Genomic DNA, 16,976 nt, shown 5'->3' with positions numbered 1-16,976 from the left:
CTCTTTTTAATTTCTATAACCGCGACTTCTCCACAGCTGGTTAAATTTTGTGCAAAGGGTTCTTTAGGAAGGGCGAAGTCCCTATACTTGCCGACCAGGTCCAAAAACCTGAGACCAACCTATTCCGGATTACCTAACTGAAGCAGGCACGAGGTGCGTGGTGGATTTCCCTTCCCGTTTTGAAGTGATCGTCATCGGCGGCGGTCATGCCGGTACCGAGGCAGCACTGGCCTCAGCACGCATGGGTGCAAAAACCCTGTTGCTGACGCATAACGTGGAAACCCTCGGTGCCATGAGTTGCAACCCCGCTATCGGTGGGATCGGCAAAAGCCATCTGGTCAAGGAAATCGATGCCCTCGGCGGCGCGATGGCCATGGCTACCGATAAAGGCGGTATTCAATTTCGCGTATTGAACAGCCGCAAAGGCCCGGCCGTGCGGGCAACCCGCGCTCAGGCTGATCGGGTTCTGTACAAGGCCGCTGTCCGCGAAATTCTCGAAAACCAGCCGACCCTGTGGATATTTCAACAGGCTGCCGACGACCTGATCGTCGAGCAGGAACAAGTGCGCGGTGTTGTCACCCAAATGGGCCTGCGTTTCTTCGCGGATTCCGTGGTGTTGACCACTGGCACCTTCCTCGGTGGACTTATCCACATCGGAATGCAGAATTTTTCCGGTGGCCGTGCCGGTGATCCACCGTCGATCGCCCTGGCTCACCGTTTGCGTGAGTTGCCATTGCGCGTCGGTCGCTTGAAAACCGGTACGCCGCCGCGTATCGACGGACGTTCGGTGGATTTCTCGGTGATGACCGAGCAAGCCGGCGATACACCGATCCCGGTGATGTCGTTCATGGGTTCCAAAGAGCAGCATCCGAAACAGGTCAGCTGCTGGATTACCCACACCAACGCCCGTACCCACGAAATCATTGCCGCCAACCTGGATCGGTCGCCGATGTATTCCGATGCCGGGTTGATCGAAGGCATCGGTCCGCGGTACTGCCCGTCGATCGAAGACAAGATCCATCGCTTTGCCGACAAGGACAGCCATCAGGTCTTCATCGAACCGGAAGGCCTGACGACTAACGAGCTGTACCCGAACGGGATATCCACATCGCTGCCATTCGACGTGCAACTGCAGATCGTGCAATCGATTCGCGGCATGGAAAACGCGCACATCGTTCGTCCGGGTTACGCCATCGAATACGATTACTTTGACCCGCGTGACCTGAAGTACAACCTGGAAACCAAAGTCATCGGCGGTCTGTTCTTCGCCGGGCAAATCAACGGCACCACCGGTTACGAAGAAGCCGGCGCCCAGGGTTTGCTGGCCGGGGCCAACGCCGCACTGCGGGCTCAGGGCAAAGATGCTTGGTGTCCGCGTCGCGACGAAGCGTACATCGGCGTATTGGTCGACGACCTGATTACCCTGGGTACCCAGGAACCCTATCGGATGTTCACATCCCGCGCCGAATACCGCCTGATCCTGCGCGAAGACAACGCCGACCTGCGCTTGACCGAAAAAGGTCGCGAACTGGGCTTGGTGGATGACGCGCGTTGGGCTGCTTTCTGCACCAAACGCGAAAGCATCACGCTGGAAGAGCAACGCCTGAAAAGTACCTGGGTTCGTCCGGGCACCGAACAAGGCGATGCGATTTCCGAGAAGTTCGGTACGCCGCTGACCCACGAATACAACTTGCTCAACCTGCTGAGCCGTCCGGAAATCGACTACGCTGGTCTGATCGCCGTGACCGGTGGCGGTGCAGAAGATCCACAAGTCGCCGAGCAGGTCGAAATCAAGACCAAATACGCCGGCTACATCGATCGCCAGCAGGATGAAATCGCTCGTCTGCGGGCCAGCGAAGACACAAAACTGCCTGTGGATATCGATTACACGAATATTTCCGGTCTCTCCAAAGAGATCCAGAGCAAGCTCGGTGCGACCCGTCCAGAGACTTTGGGCCAGGCGTCGCGCATCCCGGGTGTGACGCCGGCAGCGATTTCGCTGTTGATGATTCATTTGAAAAAACGCGGCGCGGGCCGTCAGTTGGAGCAAAGCGCTTGAGTTCGTTGGTCACCTCGCAACACGCAGAAGAGTTATCCACAGGTGCTCGCCAGCTTGGTGTCACGCTGACAGAAACCCAGCATGCTCAGCTGCTGGGTTACCTGGCCCTGTTGATAAAATGGAACAAGGCTTACAACCTGACCGCCGTACGCGATCCGGATGAAATGGTTTCCCGTCACTTGCTCGATAGTTTGAGCGTGATGTCGTTCGTCGAAAACGGCCGCTGGCTGGACGTTGGCAGCGGTGGGGGCATGCCGGGTATTCCGTTGGCCATCCTGTTTCCTGAGTCCCAGGTGACTTGCCTGGACAGCAACGGCAAGAAAACCCGCTTCCTGACACAGGTCAAACTCGAACTCAAACTGGATAACCTGCAAGTTATCCACAGTCGCGTCGAAGCTTTTCAACCTGCTCAGCCCTTCAACGGGATCATTTCCCGGGCGTTCAGCAGCATGGAGAACTTCAGCAACTGGACTCGCCACCTCGGCGACACCGAAACACGTTGGCTGGCAATGAAGGGCGTTCATCCCGCCGATGAGCTGGTAGCATTGCCGGCAGACTTCCACCTCGATAGCGAACACGCCCTGGCCGTACCCGGTTGCCAAGGCCAACGCCATCTGCTGATACTGCGCCGCACGGCATGATTGGGAACACAAGCAAGAATGGCTAAGGTATTCGCGATAGCGAACCAAAAGGGTGGTGTGGGCAAGACCACCACCTGCATCAACCTCGCAGCTTCCCTGGTCGCTACCAAGCGTCGGGTGCTGTTGATCGATCTCGATCCACAGGGCAACGCCACCATGGGTAGCGGTGTGGATAAACACGGCCTGGAAAACTCGGTCTACGACCTGCTGATCGGCGAGTGCGATCTGGCCCAGGCCATGCACTACTCCGAGCACGGTGGTTACCAACTGCTGCCGGCCAACCGCGACCTGACCGCGGCCGAAGTGGTTCTGCTGGAAATGCAGATGAAGGAAAGCCGTCTGCGCAGTGCGTTGGCACCGATCCGTGAAAACTACGATTACATTTTGATCGACTGTCCGCCGTCGTTGTCGATGCTCACACTGAACGCTTTGGTCGCCGCTGATGGGGTGATTATCCCCATGCAGTGCGAGTACTTCGCGCTCGAAGGCTTGAGCGACCTTGTGGATAACATCAAGCGTATCGCCGAGTTGCTGAACCCGAACCTGAAAGTCGAAGGCCTGTTGCGGACCATGTATGACCCGCGCCTGAGCCTGATGAACGATGTTTCGGCGCAGCTCAAGGAACATTTCGGCGAGCAGCTCTACGACACGGTGATTCCGCGCAACATCCGCCTGGCTGAAGCACCAAGCTATGGCATGCCGGCGCTGGCGTACGACAAATCATCCCGGGGCGCCATTGCCTATCTGGCATTGGCGGGCGAGATGGTTCGTCGTCAACGCAAAAACTCACGCACTGCCGCTGCTCAGGCAACTTAAGGAATCCCCATGGCCGTCAAGAAACGAGGTCTCGGACGTGGACTGGATGCACTGCTGAGCGGTCCGACTGTCAGCTCGCTGGAAGAACAAGCGGTGCAGGCCGATCAGCGTGAGCTGCAGCACCTGCCCCTGGACCTGATCCAGCGCGGCAAGTATCAGCCGCGACGGGATATGGATCCTCAGGCGCTGGAAGAACTGGCACAGTCGATCAAGGCTCAAGGTGTGATGCAACCGATCGTGGTTCGTCCGATTGGCAGCGGTCGCTTTGAAATCATCGCCGGCGAACGCCGCTGGCGCGCCAGCCAGCAAGCGGGTCAGGAAACCATCCCGGCGATGGTTCGCGATGTGCCGGATGAAACCGCGATCGCCATGGCGCTGATCGAGAACATCCAGCGTGAAGACCTCAATCCGATCGAAGAAGCGGTTGCGTTGCAGCGTTTGCAGCAGGAATTCCAGCTGACTCAGCAACAAGTGGCCGAAGCCGTGGGCAAATCCCGCGTGACTGTGGCCAACCTGCTACGCTTGATCGCGTTGCCGGAAGTCATCAAAACCATGCTGTCCCACGGCGACCTGGAAATGGGTCATGCCCGTGCTTTGCTCGGTTTACCGGAAAATCAACAGGTTGAAGGGGCGCGACACGTTGTCGCACGGGGGCTGACCGTTCGCCAGACTGAAGCACTGGTTCGCCAGTGGTTGAGCGGTAAACAGGAACCTGCTGAACCGGTAAAGCCGGACCCGGATATCGCTCGACTCGAACAGCGTCTGGCTGAGCGCCTAGGCTCTGCGGTGCAGATTCGCCACGGAAAAAAGGGGAAGGGGCAGTTGGTGATCGGTTACAACTCCCTCGACGAGCTTCAAGGTGTACTTGCGCACATTCGCTGAAACATTTCCTCATGTAGCGTGCAGTCGGAAATACTACCTGACAGTTGAATAGGGGCAGAACCGCCCCTATACTCTGCGCGCATTTTGTCGGCACAAATTATGCCAAGTTATTGAATTCCGGCAGCCGATCATTGGGGAGCAAAAACGATGGAGAGCCGCACGCCAAACCGCTTGCCGTTCCATCGCCTGGCAGTTTTTCCGGTCCTACTGGCTCAATTTGTCGTTTTGGTACTGGCCGCTTTGGCGCTTTGGTACTGGCATGGAGTCGTAGCCGGGTACTCGGGACTCTGCGGAGGCCTGATAGCCTTGCTACCCAATGTTTATTTCGCTCACAGGGCATTTCGGTTTTCCGGCGCCCGAGCAGCTCAAGCCATCGTCCGGTCTTTTTATGCCGGCGAGGCGGGCAAACTGATTTTGACGGCAGTGCTCTTTGCATTGACGTTCGCAGGTGTGAAGCCATTGGCGCCGCTAGCTGTATTCGGCGTCTTCGTGTTGACCCAACTGGTCAGCTGGTTCGCGCCCCTGCTGATGAGAACAAGACTTTCGAGACCTTAGGGCGTTTGAGGCAACCATGGCAGAGACAACCGCTTCGGGCTATATCCAGCACCACTTGCAGAACCTGACCTTCGGTCAGCACCCAACTGGCGGGTGGGGTTTTGCCCACACCGCAGCAGAAGCCAAGGAAATGGGCTTCTGGGCTTTCCACGTCGATACTCTCGGCTGGTCGGTCGCGTTGGGTCTGATCTTCGTTCTTCTTTTCCGCATGGCGGCAAAGAAGGCGACTTCCGGTCAGCCTGGTGCTTTGCAGAACTTCGTTGAAGTATTGGTCGAATTCGTCGATGGCAGCGTGAAAGACAGCTTCCATGGCCGTAGCCCGGTGATTGCACCGTTGGCACTGACCATCTTCGTCTGGGTCTTCCTGATGAACGCCGTCGACCTGATCCCGGTCGACTGGATTCCTCAGCTGGCCATCCTGATCACTGGCGATTCGCACATTCCGTTCCGTGCCGTATCGACCACTGACCCGAACGCTACCCTGGGCATGGCCCTGTCGGTGTTCGCGTTGATCATTTTCTACAGCATCAAGGTCAAGGGCATCGGCGGCTTCATCGGCGAACTGACCCTGCACCCTTTCGGCAGCAAGAACATCTTCGTTCAAGCCCTGCTGATCCCGGTGAACTTCCTGCTGGAGTTCGTGACACTGATCGCCAAGCCAATCTCTCTGGCACTGCGTCTGTTCGGCAACATGTACGCCGGCGAACTGGTCTTCATTCTGATCGCTGTGATGTTCGGCAGTGGTCTGCTCTGGCTTAGCGGCCTGGGCGTAGTTCTGCAGTGGGCGTGGGCTGTGTTCCACATCCTGATCATCACCCTGCAGGCGTTTATCTTCATGATGCTGACCATCGTTTACTTGTCGATGGCGCACGAAGAGAACCATTAAGACCAGTCTCGACTAGTCTGATGTCCCACTCGGTCAAACGAGTGGGTGCCCGAACAGGGCTATGAAACGATTTGTTTTACCGCTTTAAAATCTAAAAAACCTAAACCATACGACGTAAAAGTCGGGAGGAAAGATGGAAACTGTAGTTGGTCTAACCGCTATCGCTGTTGCACTGTTGATCGGCCTGGGCGCACTGGGTACCGCAATTGGTTTCGGCCTGTTGGGCGGCAAGTTCCTGGAAGGCGCAGCGCGTCAGCCAGAGATGGTTCCAATGCTGCAAGTCAAAATGTTCATCGTTGCCGGCCTGCTCGACGCCGTAACCATGATCGGTGTTGGTATCGCTCTGTTCTTCACCTTCGCGAACCCATTCGTTGGTCAACTCGCTGGCTAATTGCTCGAACCTTCGAGTAATTGGTGTGATGTGCAACGAACGAGCGAGGTGTTGGCGTGAACATTAATGCAACCCTGATTGGCCAGTCCGTTGCGTTCTTCATTTTTGTACTGTTTTGCATGAAGTTCGTGTGGCCTCCGGTCATCGCGGCTTTGCACGAACGTCAGAAGAAGATCGCGGATGGACTGGATGCTGCCAGCCGAGCAGCTCGCGACCTGGAGTTGGCCCAAGAGAAAGCGGGTCATCAACTGCGCGAAGCAAAAGCTCAGGCAGCTGAAATCATTGAGCAAGCCAAGAAACGCGGTAACCAGATCGTTGAAGAGGCTGTTGAAAAAGCCCGTATCGACGCTGACCGTGTGAAGGTTCAGGCTCAGGCCGAGATCGAGCAGGAACTGAACAGTGTCAAAGACGCGCTGCGTGCCCAATTGGGTGCTCTGGCCGTTGGCGGCGCCGAGAAGATCCTGGGTGCCACAATCGATCAAAACGCGCACGCGGAGCTGGTAAACAAACTGGCTGCTGAAATTTAAGCGAGGGCGATCATGGCAGAATTGACCACGTTGGCCCGACCTTACGCTAAGGCAGCCTTCGAGCACGCCCAGGCCCACCAGCAACTGGCCTCTTGGTCAGCCATGCTCGGCCTGGCTGCAGCAGTGTCGCAAGATGACACCATGCAGCGCGTGCTCAAGGCCCCGCGACTGACGAGCGCAGACAAGGCCGCCACGTTTATTGACGTGTGCGGCGACAAGTTTGATGTGAAGGTACAGAACTTCATTAACGTCGTTTCCGAAAACGACCGTCTCCCGCTGTTGCCGGAGATCGCCGCTCTGTTTGACCTGTACAAGGCCGAACAAGAGAAATCGGTAGACGTTGAAGTCACCAGTGCTTTTGCATTGAACCAAGAACAGCAAGACAAACTCGCCAAGGTTCTCAGTGCACGACTCAACCGGGAAGTGCGCCTGCAAGTCGAGGAAGACAAATCCCTTATTGGGGGCATTGTCATCCGCGCCGGCGACCTGGTAATCGATGGCTCGGTTCGCGGAAAACTCGCAAACCTTGCCGAAGCATTGAAATCTTGAGTTTGAAGGGGCAGCAGAGCAATGCAGCAACTCAATCCTTCCGAAATAAGTGAAATTATCAAGGGCCGCATCGACAAGCTCGATGTGACCTCCCAAGCCCGTAACGAAGGCACTGTCGTCAGCGTATCTGACGGTATCGTGCGGATTCACGGTCTGGCCGACGTCATGTACGGCGAGATGATCGAGTTTCCGGGCGGCGTCTTCGGTATGGCTCTCAACCTGGAGCAAGACTCCGTAGGTGCCGTTGTATTGGGCTCCTACCAGTCTCTGGCTGAAGGCATGAGCGCCAAGTGCACCGGCCGCATCCTCGAAGTTCCGGTTGGTAAGGAACTGCTGGGTCGCGTAGTCGACGCACTGGGTAACCCAGTTGACGGCAAAGGTCCGCTGAACAACACCGAGACCGATGCGGTCGAGAAAGTTGCTCCAGGCGTGATCTGGCGTAAGTCGGTAGACCAGCCTGTACAGACTGGCTACAAGGCTGTCGATGCCATGATCCCTGTCGGCCGTGGCCAGCGTGAGCTGATCATCGGTGACCGTCAGATCGGTAAAACCGCTCTGGCGATCGACGCGATCATCAACCAGAAAAACAGCGGCATTTTCTGCGTCTACGTAGCGATCGGTCAGAAACAATCGACCATCGCCAACGTGGTTCGCAAGCTGGAAGAAAACGGCGCACTGGCTAACACCATCGTCGTGGCTGCGAGCGCTTCGGAATCTGCAGCACTGCAGTTCCTGGCACCGTACTCCGGTTGCACCATGGGTGAATTCTTCCGCGACCGCGGTGAAGACGCACTGATCGTTTATGACGATCTGTCCAAGCAAGCAGTGGCTTACCGCCAGATTTCCCTGCTGCTGCGCCGTCCACCAGGCCGTGAAGCTTACCCAGGCGACGTGTTCTATCTCCACTCCCGTCTGCTGGAGCGCGCATCCCGCGTTTCGGAAGAGTACGTAGAGAAGTTCACCAACGGCGCAGTGACCGGCAAAACCGGTTCCCTGACCGCACTGCCGATCATCGAAACCCAGGCTGGCGACGTTTCCGCGTTCGTTCCGACCAACGTGATTTCCATCACCGACGGTCAGATCTTCCTGGAATCGGCCATGTTCAACTCCGGGATCCGTCCTGCTGTGAACGCCGGTGTTTCGGTATCCCGTGTGGGTGGTGCCGCTCAGACCAAGATCATCAAGAAGCTCTCCGGTGGTATCCGTACCGCTCTGGCTCAGTACCGTGAACTGGCGGCATTCGCCCAGTTCGCTTCTGACCTGGACGAAGCGACCCGTAAGCAACTTGAGCATGGTCAGCGCGTTACCGAGCTGATGAAGCAGAAGCAATACGCACCAATGTCGATCGCTGACATGGCGCTGTCGCTGTATGCCGCTGAGCGTGGGTTCCTGACTGACGTTGAAATCGCCAAGATCGGCAGCTTCGAACAAGCGCTGATTGCTTTCTTCAACCGCGATCACGCCGATTTGATGGCGAAGATCAACGTGAAGGGTGACTTCAATGACGAAATCGACGCTGGCATGAAAGCCGGTATCGAGAAGTTCAAGGCCACCCAAACCTGGTAAGCCGCAGCGGGAGCCGCAAGGCTCCCGCTTGCTAACCTGATAGGTGTTACATGGCAGGCGCAAAAGAGATTCGCAGTAAGATTGCGAGCATCAAAAGCACGCAAAAGATTACCAGCGCCATGGAAAAAGTGGCGGTCAGTAAAATGCGCAAGGCACAAATGCGCATGGCTGCTAGCCGTCCTTACGCGGAGCGCATCCGCCAGGTTATTGGTCATTTGGCCAACGCCAACCCGGAATATCGCCACCCCTTCATGATCGAGCGTGAAATCAAGCGCGTCGGTTATGTCGTAGTGAGCAGTGACCGTGGTCTGTGTGGTGGCTTGAACACCAACCTGTTCAAGGCCCTGGTCAAGGACATGGCGGTAAACCGCGAAAACGGCGTCGAGATCGACCTGTGTGTTGTTGGTAGCAAGGGTGCGGCTTTCTTCCGCAACTTCGGCGGCAACGTCGTTGCAGCTATCAGCCACCTGGGCGAAGAGCCGTCGATCAATGATCTGATTGGCAGCGTCAAGGTGATGCTGGATGCCTACCTGGACGGCCGTATTGATCGCCTGTCCGTGGTGTCCAACAAGTTCATCAACACCATGACGCAACAGCCTACTGTGGAGCAGTTGATTCCACTGGAGGCGACCGCGGATAAATCGCTCAAGCATCACTGGGACTATCTCTACGAACCGGATGCCAAAGAGCTGCTTGACGGCTTGATGGTCCGTTACGTCGAGTCGCAGGTCTACCAGGCGGTGGTCGAGAACAACGCGGCTGAACAAGCTGCGCGGATGATCGCGATGAAGAACGCTACCGACAACGCCGGTGATTTGATCAGCGATTTGCAGCTGGTCTACAACAAGGCGCGTCAGGCTGCGATCACCCAAGAGATCTCGGAAATCGTCGGCGGCGCTGCCGCGGTTTAACGGTTCAAATATTCAGAGGATCCAGCTATGAGTAGCGGACGTATCGTTCAAATCATCGGCGCCGTTATCGACGTGGAATTTCCACGCGACAGCGTACCGAGCATCTACAACGCGTTGTTGGTACAAAGCGCGGCCGGGACTACTCTCGAAGTTCAGCAACAGCTGGGCGACGGCGTGGTTCGTACCATTGCGATGGGTTCCACCGAAGGCTTGAAGCGCGGTCTGGAAGTCAAGGATTCTGGCGCAGCCATCTCCGTACCGGTCGGTAAAGCGACCCTGGGCAGGATCATGGACGTACTGGGCAATCCGATCGACGAAGCTGGCCCGATCGACACCGAAGAGCGCTGGGGCATTCACCGTCCTGCGCCAACCTTCGCTGAACAAGCGGGCGGCAACGACCTGCTGGAAACCGGCATCAAGGTTATCGACCTGGTTTGCCCGTTCGCCAAGGGTGGTAAAGTCGGTCTGTTCGGTGGTGCCGGTGTAGGCAAAACCGTAAACATGATGGAACTGATCCGTAACATCGCCATCGAGCACAGCGGTTATTCCGTGTTCGCCGGTGTGGGTGAGCGTACTCGTGAGGGTAACGACTTCTACCACGAGATGAAGGATTCCAACGTTCTGGACAAAGTGGCACTGGTTTACGGTCAGATGAACGAGCCGCCGGGTAACCGTCTGCGCGTAGCACTGACCGGCCTGACCATGGCCGAGAAGTTCCGTGACGAAGGTAACGACGTTCTGCTGTTCGTCGACAACATCTATCGTTACACCCTGGCCGGTACTGAAGTATCCGCACTGCTGGGCCGTATGCCTTCCGCAGTAGGTTACCAGCCGACCCTGGCCGAAGAGATGGGGACTCTGCAAGAGCGTATCACTTCGACCAAAAACGGTTCGATCACCTCGATCCAAGCGGTATACGTACCTGCGGATGACTTGACTGACCCGTCGCCAGCGACCACTTTCGCCCACTTGGACGCCACCGTCGTTCTGTCCCGTGACATCGCTTCCCTGGGTATCTACCCAGCGGTCGATCCACTCGACTCGACTTCGCGCCAGCTGGACCCGAACGTAATCGGCCAGGACCACTACGACACCGCTCGCGGCGTACAGTATGTTCTGCAGCGTTACAAGGAACTGAAGGACATCATTGCGATCCTGGGTATGGACGAGCTGTCGGAAGCCGACAAGCAGTTGGTAAACCGTGCTCGTAAGATCCAGCGTTTCTTGTCGCAGCCGTTCTTCGTGGCTGAAGTCTTCACCGGTGCTTCGGGTAAATACGTTTCCCTGAAAGACACCATTGCTGGCTTCAAAGGCATCCTCAACGGTGACTACGACCACCTGCCAGAACAAGCGTTCTACATGGTCGGCGGCATCGAAGAAGCGATCGAGAAAGCCAAGAAACTGTAATCCCGGCGCCCGGCAACGGGCGCTAATTTAGGTTGAGGCAATCAGATGGCTATGACAGTCCATTGCGATATCGTCAGCGCGGAAGGGGAAATCTTTTCCGGCCTGGTCGAGATGGTGGTTGCGCACGGTGCACTGGGTGATCTTGGTATCGCCCTGGGTCACGCGCCGCTGATCACTAATCTCAAGCCGGGTCCTATCCGCCTGATCAAGCAGGGCGGGGAAGAGGAGGTGTATTACATCTCCGGCGGTTTCCTCGAGGTTCAGCCGAACATGGTCAAGGTACTTGCCGACACTGTGCAACGTGCTGCCGACCTGGACGAAGCCTCCGCTCAGGAAGCCGTTAAGGCTGCCGAGAAGGCCTTGCATGAACGAGGTGCAGAATTCGATTACGGTTCTGCTGCCGCACGTCTGGCCGAGGCTGCAGCTCAGCTGCGCACCGTCCAGCAGATCCGCAAGAAGTTCGGCCACTAATAGGCCACCGCTTGTTGTGCGATTGATTAAAAAGGGTAGCCTCGGCTACCCTTTTTTCTTTTTAGAATTCAAAACCTGGTCGCAGCCGCTGACCACCCAGGATTGGTAGCCAGTCATGTCTTTAGAAATCGTTATTCTCGCTGCTGGTCAAGGCACTCGCATGCGTTCGGCACTGCCGAAAGTGCTGCATCCGATTGCCGGCAACTCGATGCTAGGCCATGTTATCCACAGCGCCCGGCAACTTGATCCACAACGCATCCACGTGGTGATCGGGCATGGCGCCGATGCGGTGCGCGAGCGTCTGGCGGCTGATGATCTGAATTTCGTCCTGCAGGACAAACAGCTTGGGACTGGCCACGCCGTTGCTCAAGCGGTGCCTTTCATTGAGTCCGACACCGTCCTGATTCTTTATGGCGACGTGCCATTGATCGAAGTCGAGACCCTGCAACGTCTGCTCAAGCAAGTAGCGCCGCAGCAATTGGGTTTGTTGACAGTAGAACTGGATGATCCGACGGGCTATGGCCGCATTGTCCGCAACGCCGAGGGCAAAGTGACAGCCATCGTCGAGCAGAAAGACGCCAACGAAACCGAACGTGCGATCACTGAAGGCAACACCGGCATTCTGGCGCTGCCGTTCGCGCAATTGGCTGGCTGGATGAGCCGTCTTTCGAACAACAACGCTCAGGGCGAGTACTACCTGACCGACGTGATCGAGATGGCAGTCAGTGACGGTCTGGTGGTGGCCACCGAGCAACCGCATGACGCCATGGAAGTGCAGGGCGCCAACGACCGCAAGCAGCTTTCCGAGCTTGAGCGTCACTATCAACTGCGCGCTGGTCGTCGGTTGATGGCTGAGGGCGTGACCCTGCGTGATCCTGCTCGTTTCGATGTACGCGGTGAAATCACCGTCGGCCGCGACGTGCTGATCGACATCAACGTGATCCTCGAAGGCAAGGTCGTTATCGAGGATGACGTGGTGATCGGCCCGAACTGCGTGATCAAGGACAGCACCTTGCGCAAAGGCGTGGTGATCAAGGCTAACAGCCACATCGATGGCGCGGTGCTCGGTGAAGGCAGCGACGCCGGCCCGTTCGCGCGTTTGCGTCCAGGTACTGTGCTGGAAGCTCGTGCCCATGTGGGTAACTTTGTCGAGTTGAAAAACGCTCACCTGGGCGAAGGTGCCAAGGCCGGTCATCTGACCTATCTGGGCGATGCAGAGATTGGCGCGCGTACCAACATCGGCGCGGGCACCATCACCTGCAACTACGACGGTGCCAATAAGTGGAAAACCGTGCTGGGTGAAGATGTGTTCATCGGTTCCAACAACTCGTTGGTTGCGCCTGTGGATATCTCTTCGGGTGCGACCACGGCGGCGGGTTCGACCATTACGCAGAATGTGGATAACTTGCAGTTGGCCGTGGGTCGTGCACGGCAGAAGAATATCGATGGTTGGAAAAGACCGGAGAAGATTAAGAAAAGCTGAGTTATCCACATATTTGTGACCTGCTTAAGTTATTCACAGGCAGCACCATCGAATTCGCGGGCAAGCCCGCTCCCACATGGATCTCGCAAAACCTGTGGGAGAGGGCTTGCCCGCGATGCTTTTATCCGCAGGTCTTTTTATCGCCCCGCGCTTGACGTTGTTTCGCCAATAGGTTTTGATTGCTTCCGCTATCTTTCGAATCGAAACTTAAGCCATGTCGAAACGCAATACACCTCAACGCCGTCACAACATCCTCGCCTTGCTCAATGAGCAGGGCGAAGTCAGTGTGGATGAGCTGGCCAAGCGCTTCGAAACGTCGGAAGTCACGATCCGCAAAGATCTCGCCGCGCTTGAGAGCAACGGTTTGCTGCTGCGCCGTTATGGCGGAGCGATCACCTTGCCTCAAGAACTCGTAGCCGACCTCGGTCAGCCGATATCCAAATACAAACAAGCCATCGCTCGCGCCGCCGTTGGGCGGATTCGCGAGCATGCGCGGATCATCATCGACAGCGGCAGCACCACGGCGGCGATGATTCCGGAACTCGGCCAGCAGCCGGGCCTGGTCGTGATGACCAACTCCCTGCACGTCGCTAATGCCTTGTGCGAACTTGAGCATGAGCCGGTCCTGTTGATGACCGGCGGCACTTGGGACCCGCACTCCGAGTCTTTTCAGGGGCAGGTGGCCGAGCAGGTACTACGCTCATACGATTTCGACCAGTTGTTCATCGGTGCCGATGGCATCGACCTGGTTCGCGGCACCACCACCTTCAACGAACTGCTTGGGCTGAGCCGGGTCATGGCAGAAGTCGCCCGGGAAGTGGTTGTCATGGTGGAGGCCGACAAAATCGGCCGCAAGATTCCCAACCTGGAGCTGCCCTGGAGCAGCGTCCATACCCTTATTACCGATGATCGCCTGCCGTTCGAGGCACGGGATCAGATACAGGCCCGCGGAATCAACTTGATCCTCGCGGCTGTCAGTCAGGAGAAATAGCATGTGTGGAATTGTCGGCGCAGTCGCAGAACGTAACATTACCGCCATCCTGCTCGAAGGCTTGAAACGCCTGGAATACCGTGGCTATGACAGTGCAGGGGTGGCGATCTACACCAATGACGAACAGCTTGTGCGCCTGCGGCGACCGGGCAAGGTCAGTGAATTGGAACTGGCGCTGGCTGAAGAGCCGCTGGTCGGCCGCCTGGGTATTGCCCACACCCGCTGGGCCACCCACGGTGCGCCGTGCGAGCGCAACGCTCACCCGCATTTTTCCGATGATCTGGCGGTGGTGCACAACGGCATCATCGAGAACCACGACGCCCTGCGCGATCAACTGAAAGCCTTGGGTTACGTGTTCACCTCGGACACTGACACCGAAGTCATTGCTCACCTGTTGCACCACAAACTCAAGGATCTGCCCGATCTCACCGTGGCCCTGAAGGCTACTGTCAAAGATTTGCACGGTGCTTACGGTCTGGCGGTGATCAGTGCTCGGCAACCGGACCGTCTGGTCGCCGCCCGTAGCGGCAGCCCGCTGGTCATCGGTTTGGGCATGGGTGAAAACTTCCTGGCTTCCGATCAGTTGGCCCTGCGTCAGGTCACTGATCGCTTCATGTACCTGGAAGAAGGCGATATCGCCGAAATTCGCCGCGACAGCGTGCAGATCTGGGACGTGAGCGGCCAAGTGGTCGAGCGTGAGTCGGTGCAGTACCGCGATGGCGCCGAAGCCGCTGATAAAGGTGAATTCCGCCACTACATGCTCAAGGAAATTCATGAGCAACCGGTGGTGGTGCAGCGCACCCTGGAAGGTCGCATCAGCCACAATCAAGTGCTGGTGGAAGCGTTCGGTCCACAGGCAGCCGAGCTGTTCGCCGAAGTGCGTAACGTGCAGATTGTCGCGTGCGGTACCAGCTACCACGCCGGTATGGTTGCTCGTTACTGGCTCGAAGAACTGGCCGGCATCCCGTGCCAGGTCGAAGTCGCCAGCGAGTTCCGCTACCGCAAGGTAGTGGTACAGGCCGACACGTTATTCGTGACCATTTCCCAGTCCGGCGAAACCGCCGACACCCTGGCTGCACTGCGTAACGCCAAAGAGTTGGGTTATCTCGCGAGCCTGGCGATTTGCAACGTCGGCATCAGCTCATTGGTGCGTGAATCCGACCTGACTTTGCTGACCCAGGCCGGTCGCGAAATCGGTGTGGCTTCGACCAAAGCGTTCACCACTCAATTGGTCGGTCTGCTGTTGCTGACCTTGTCCCTGGGCCAGGTTCGCGGCACGTTGGCCAACGGCATCGAAGCCACGTTGGTCGAAGAGTTGCGTCGCCTGCCAACCCGCCTCGGCGAAGCCCTGGCCATGGACGGTACCGTCGAAAAAATCGCCGAGCTGTTCGCCGAGAAAAACCACACCCTGTTCCTCGGTCGTGGTGCGCAATTCCCGGTGGCAATGGAAGGGGCGCTCAAGCTCAAGGAAATCTCCTACATCCACGCCGAAGCCTATCCGGCCGGCGAGCTGAAACACGGCCCGTTGGCGCTTGTGGATAACGACATGCCAGTGGTCACCGTGGCACCAAACAACGAGCTACTGGAGAAGTTGAAATCCAACCTCCAGGAAGTCCGCGCCCGTGGCGGCGAGCTGATTGTCTTCGCAGACGAACAAGCTGGCATGACCAATGGCGAAGGCACTCATGTTGTGCAAATGCCGCACATCCACGACATCCTGTCGCCGATCCTTTACACCATTCCGCTGCAGTTGCTCTCGTATTACGTTGCCGTGTTGAAAGGCACCGACGTTGACCAACCGCGTAACCTGGCGAAGTCGGTGACGGTGGAATAAGTTATCCACAGGTGATGGAAACATTAAAAATCGCAGCCTTCGGTTGCGATTTTTTTTATCTGAATTGAGGACACGCCCATGGACCGATTCCAGGAAATGCAGGTCTTCGCTGCCGTCGCCCAAGACCAAGGCTTCTCGGCGGCGGCGCGGCGTTTGGGCCTGTCGGCTGCTAGCGTCACCCGTGCGGTAGCAGCGCTGGAGAAACGCATCGGCACGGTGCTGCTGACGCGAACTACCCGCAGTGTGCATTTGAGTGAGGCGGGTCAGCGTTACCTGGAAGACTGTCGGAGGATTCTCGCCGAGGTGCAGGAAGCCGAGGATTCGGCGGCGGGCAGTCATACCCAACCGCGTGGGCAACTGACGATTACTGCGCCGGTGTTGTTCGGTGAGCTGTTTGTCACGCCTGTAATGGTGAATTATCTGACGCAGTTTCCTGAAGTCAGCATCAATGGGTTGCTGGTCGATCGAGTGGTCAGCATGGTCGAGGAGGGCATCGATGTCGCTGTGCGTATAGGTGAGTTGCCCGACAGTAATCAGCATGCGATTCGCGTGGGTGAGGTTCGGCGGGTGATTTGCGGCTCGCCGGGGTTCCTGACGGCCCATGGTCGACCTCGACATCCTCAGGATCTGGCTCAGGTGCCGGTTGTTGCGACGTCCTCTATCGGGCAGTCGAGAACCTGGCCGTTCCTCGAAGGGGGAGAGACGCTGACTGTTCGACCCACGCCGCGCCTGGTGGTGACGGCCAATCAGGCGGCGATTACGGCGGCGTGCCTGGGCTTGGGGCTGACCCGGGTTCTGTCTTATCAGGTCGCGAGCAAAGTCGCTTCCGGTGAGCTGGAAATCGTTCTGGCGGACTTCGAACTGCCGCCATTGCCTATCCATGTGGTCTATCAGGGCGGGCGCAAGGCCCCTGCGCGGATTCGCAGTTTTGTGGATTTTGCGGTGAGCGCGCTGCGTGAGCATCCGTCCTTGCAGGCCTGATGGTTTATTTCGCTGGGTGAAATAAT

17 protein-coding genes are annotated in these 16,976 nt (G+C 57.3%); all 17 read left to right on the top strand.

Annotated elements, in window-relative coordinates; genetic code table 11:
• Window positions 1–160 precede the first annotated feature (160 nt).
• The 17 genes from mnmG to BLW70_RS05170 all read left to right on the top strand — a co-directional run bounded on the left by mnmG (window position 161) and on the right by BLW70_RS05170 (window position 16,950).
• On the top strand, window positions 161–2,059 hold the full coding sequence (gene mnmG / locus BLW70_RS05250) for a tRNA uridine-5-carboxymethylaminomethyl(34) synthesis enzyme MnmG (protein ID WP_074872209.1): 1,899 nt from the start codon (window positions 161–163) through the stop codon (window positions 2,057–2,059).
• On the top strand, window positions 2,056–2,700 hold the full coding sequence (gene rsmG / locus BLW70_RS05245; protein WP_008155708.1) for a 16S rRNA (guanine(527)-N(7))-methyltransferase RsmG: 645 nt from the start codon (window positions 2,056–2,058) through the stop codon (window positions 2,698–2,700). The genes mnmG and rsmG overlap by 4 nt, the downstream gene beginning before the upstream one ends.
• Before the next feature lie 18 nt (window positions 2,701–2,718).
• Window positions 2,719–3,516, top strand: coding sequence for a ParA family protein (locus BLW70_RS05240; protein ID WP_008155709.1), 798 nt, complete (start codon window positions 2,719–2,721; stop codon window positions 3,514–3,516).
• 9 nt (window positions 3,517–3,525) lie between these two features.
• Entirely contained in the window at window positions 3,526–4,398 is an 873-nt protein-coding gene (locus BLW70_RS05235; RefSeq protein ID WP_008027541.1) for a ParB/RepB/Spo0J family partition protein, read from the top strand.
• Window positions 4,399–4,545: 147 nt separating this feature from the next.
• On the top strand, window positions 4,546–4,953 hold the full coding sequence (locus BLW70_RS05230; RefSeq protein WP_007948092.1) for a F0F1 ATP synthase subunit I: 408 nt from the start codon (window positions 4,546–4,548) through the stop codon (window positions 4,951–4,953).
• Window positions 4,954–4,969: 16 nt separating this feature from the next.
• A complete protein-coding gene (gene atpB / locus BLW70_RS05225) occupies window positions 4,970–5,839 on the top strand; it encodes a F0F1 ATP synthase subunit A (protein ID WP_074872208.1) in 870 nt (289 codons plus the stop codon).
• Window positions 5,840–5,972: 133 nt separating this feature from the next.
• The gene (atpE, locus tag BLW70_RS05220) at window positions 5,973–6,230 is read left to right on the top strand and encodes a F0F1 ATP synthase subunit C (protein WP_002555987.1); all 258 of its coding nucleotides are present in this window, start codon (window positions 5,973–5,975) and stop codon (window positions 6,228–6,230) included.
• 56 nt (window positions 6,231–6,286) lie between these two features.
• Window positions 6,287–6,757, top strand: coding sequence for a F0F1 ATP synthase subunit B (locus BLW70_RS05215; RefSeq protein ID WP_008155711.1), 471 nt, complete (start codon window positions 6,287–6,289; stop codon window positions 6,755–6,757).
• A 12-nt stretch (window positions 6,758–6,769) separates the two neighbouring features.
• On the top strand, window positions 6,770–7,306 hold the full coding sequence (locus BLW70_RS05210; RefSeq protein ID WP_074872206.1) for a F0F1 ATP synthase subunit delta: 537 nt from the start codon (window positions 6,770–6,772) through the stop codon (window positions 7,304–7,306).
• 21 nt (window positions 7,307–7,327) lie between these two features.
• Complete coding sequence (gene atpA, locus BLW70_RS05205) at window positions 7,328–8,872, top strand: F0F1 ATP synthase subunit alpha (RefSeq protein ID WP_008155713.1); 1,545 nt, start codon at window positions 7,328–7,330, stop codon at window positions 8,870–8,872.
• Window positions 8,873–8,922: 50 nt separating this feature from the next.
• The gene (atpG, locus tag BLW70_RS05200) at window positions 8,923–9,783 is read left to right on the top strand and encodes a F0F1 ATP synthase subunit gamma (protein WP_074872204.1); all 861 of its coding nucleotides are present in this window, start codon (window positions 8,923–8,925) and stop codon (window positions 9,781–9,783) included.
• A 27-nt stretch (window positions 9,784–9,810) separates the two neighbouring features.
• Window positions 9,811–11,190, top strand: coding sequence for a F0F1 ATP synthase subunit beta (gene atpD / locus BLW70_RS05195; protein WP_033059678.1), 1,380 nt, complete (start codon window positions 9,811–9,813; stop codon window positions 11,188–11,190).
• Between the two features lie 45 nt (window positions 11,191–11,235).
• Window positions 11,236–11,661, top strand: a complete 426-nt coding sequence (locus tag BLW70_RS05190; protein WP_010465460.1) for a F0F1 ATP synthase subunit epsilon — start codon at window positions 11,236–11,238, stop codon at window positions 11,659–11,661.
• A gap of 115 nt (window positions 11,662–11,776) precedes the next feature.
• Complete coding sequence (gene glmU, locus BLW70_RS05185) at window positions 11,777–13,144, top strand: bifunctional UDP-N-acetylglucosamine diphosphorylase/glucosamine-1-phosphate N-acetyltransferase GlmU (protein ID WP_074872202.1); 1,368 nt, start codon at window positions 11,777–11,779, stop codon at window positions 13,142–13,144.
• 214 nt (window positions 13,145–13,358) lie between these two features.
• Window positions 13,359–14,135, top strand: coding sequence for a DeoR/GlpR family DNA-binding transcription regulator (locus BLW70_RS05180; RefSeq protein WP_074872200.1), 777 nt, complete (start codon window positions 13,359–13,361; stop codon window positions 14,133–14,135).
• A gap of 1 nt (window position 14,136) precedes the next feature.
• Window positions 14,137–15,969, top strand: a complete 1,833-nt coding sequence (gene glmS, locus BLW70_RS05175; protein ID WP_074872199.1) for a glutamine--fructose-6-phosphate transaminase (isomerizing) — start codon at window positions 14,137–14,139, stop codon at window positions 15,967–15,969.
• 78 nt (window positions 15,970–16,047) lie between these two features.
• On the top strand, window positions 16,048–16,950 hold the full coding sequence (locus BLW70_RS05170; protein ID WP_074872197.1) for a LysR family transcriptional regulator: 903 nt from the start codon (window positions 16,048–16,050) through the stop codon (window positions 16,948–16,950).
• Window positions 16,951–16,976: the final 26 nt, after the last annotated feature.

Source organism: Pseudomonas frederiksbergensis, from assembly GCF_900105495.1.
Classification (GTDB): Bacteria; Pseudomonadota; Gammaproteobacteria; order Pseudomonadales; family Pseudomonadaceae; genus Aquipseudomonas; species Aquipseudomonas frederiksbergensis.
Note: the sequence above shows the minus strand (reverse complement) of the source record. Positions and strands in the feature narration are given on the sequence as shown.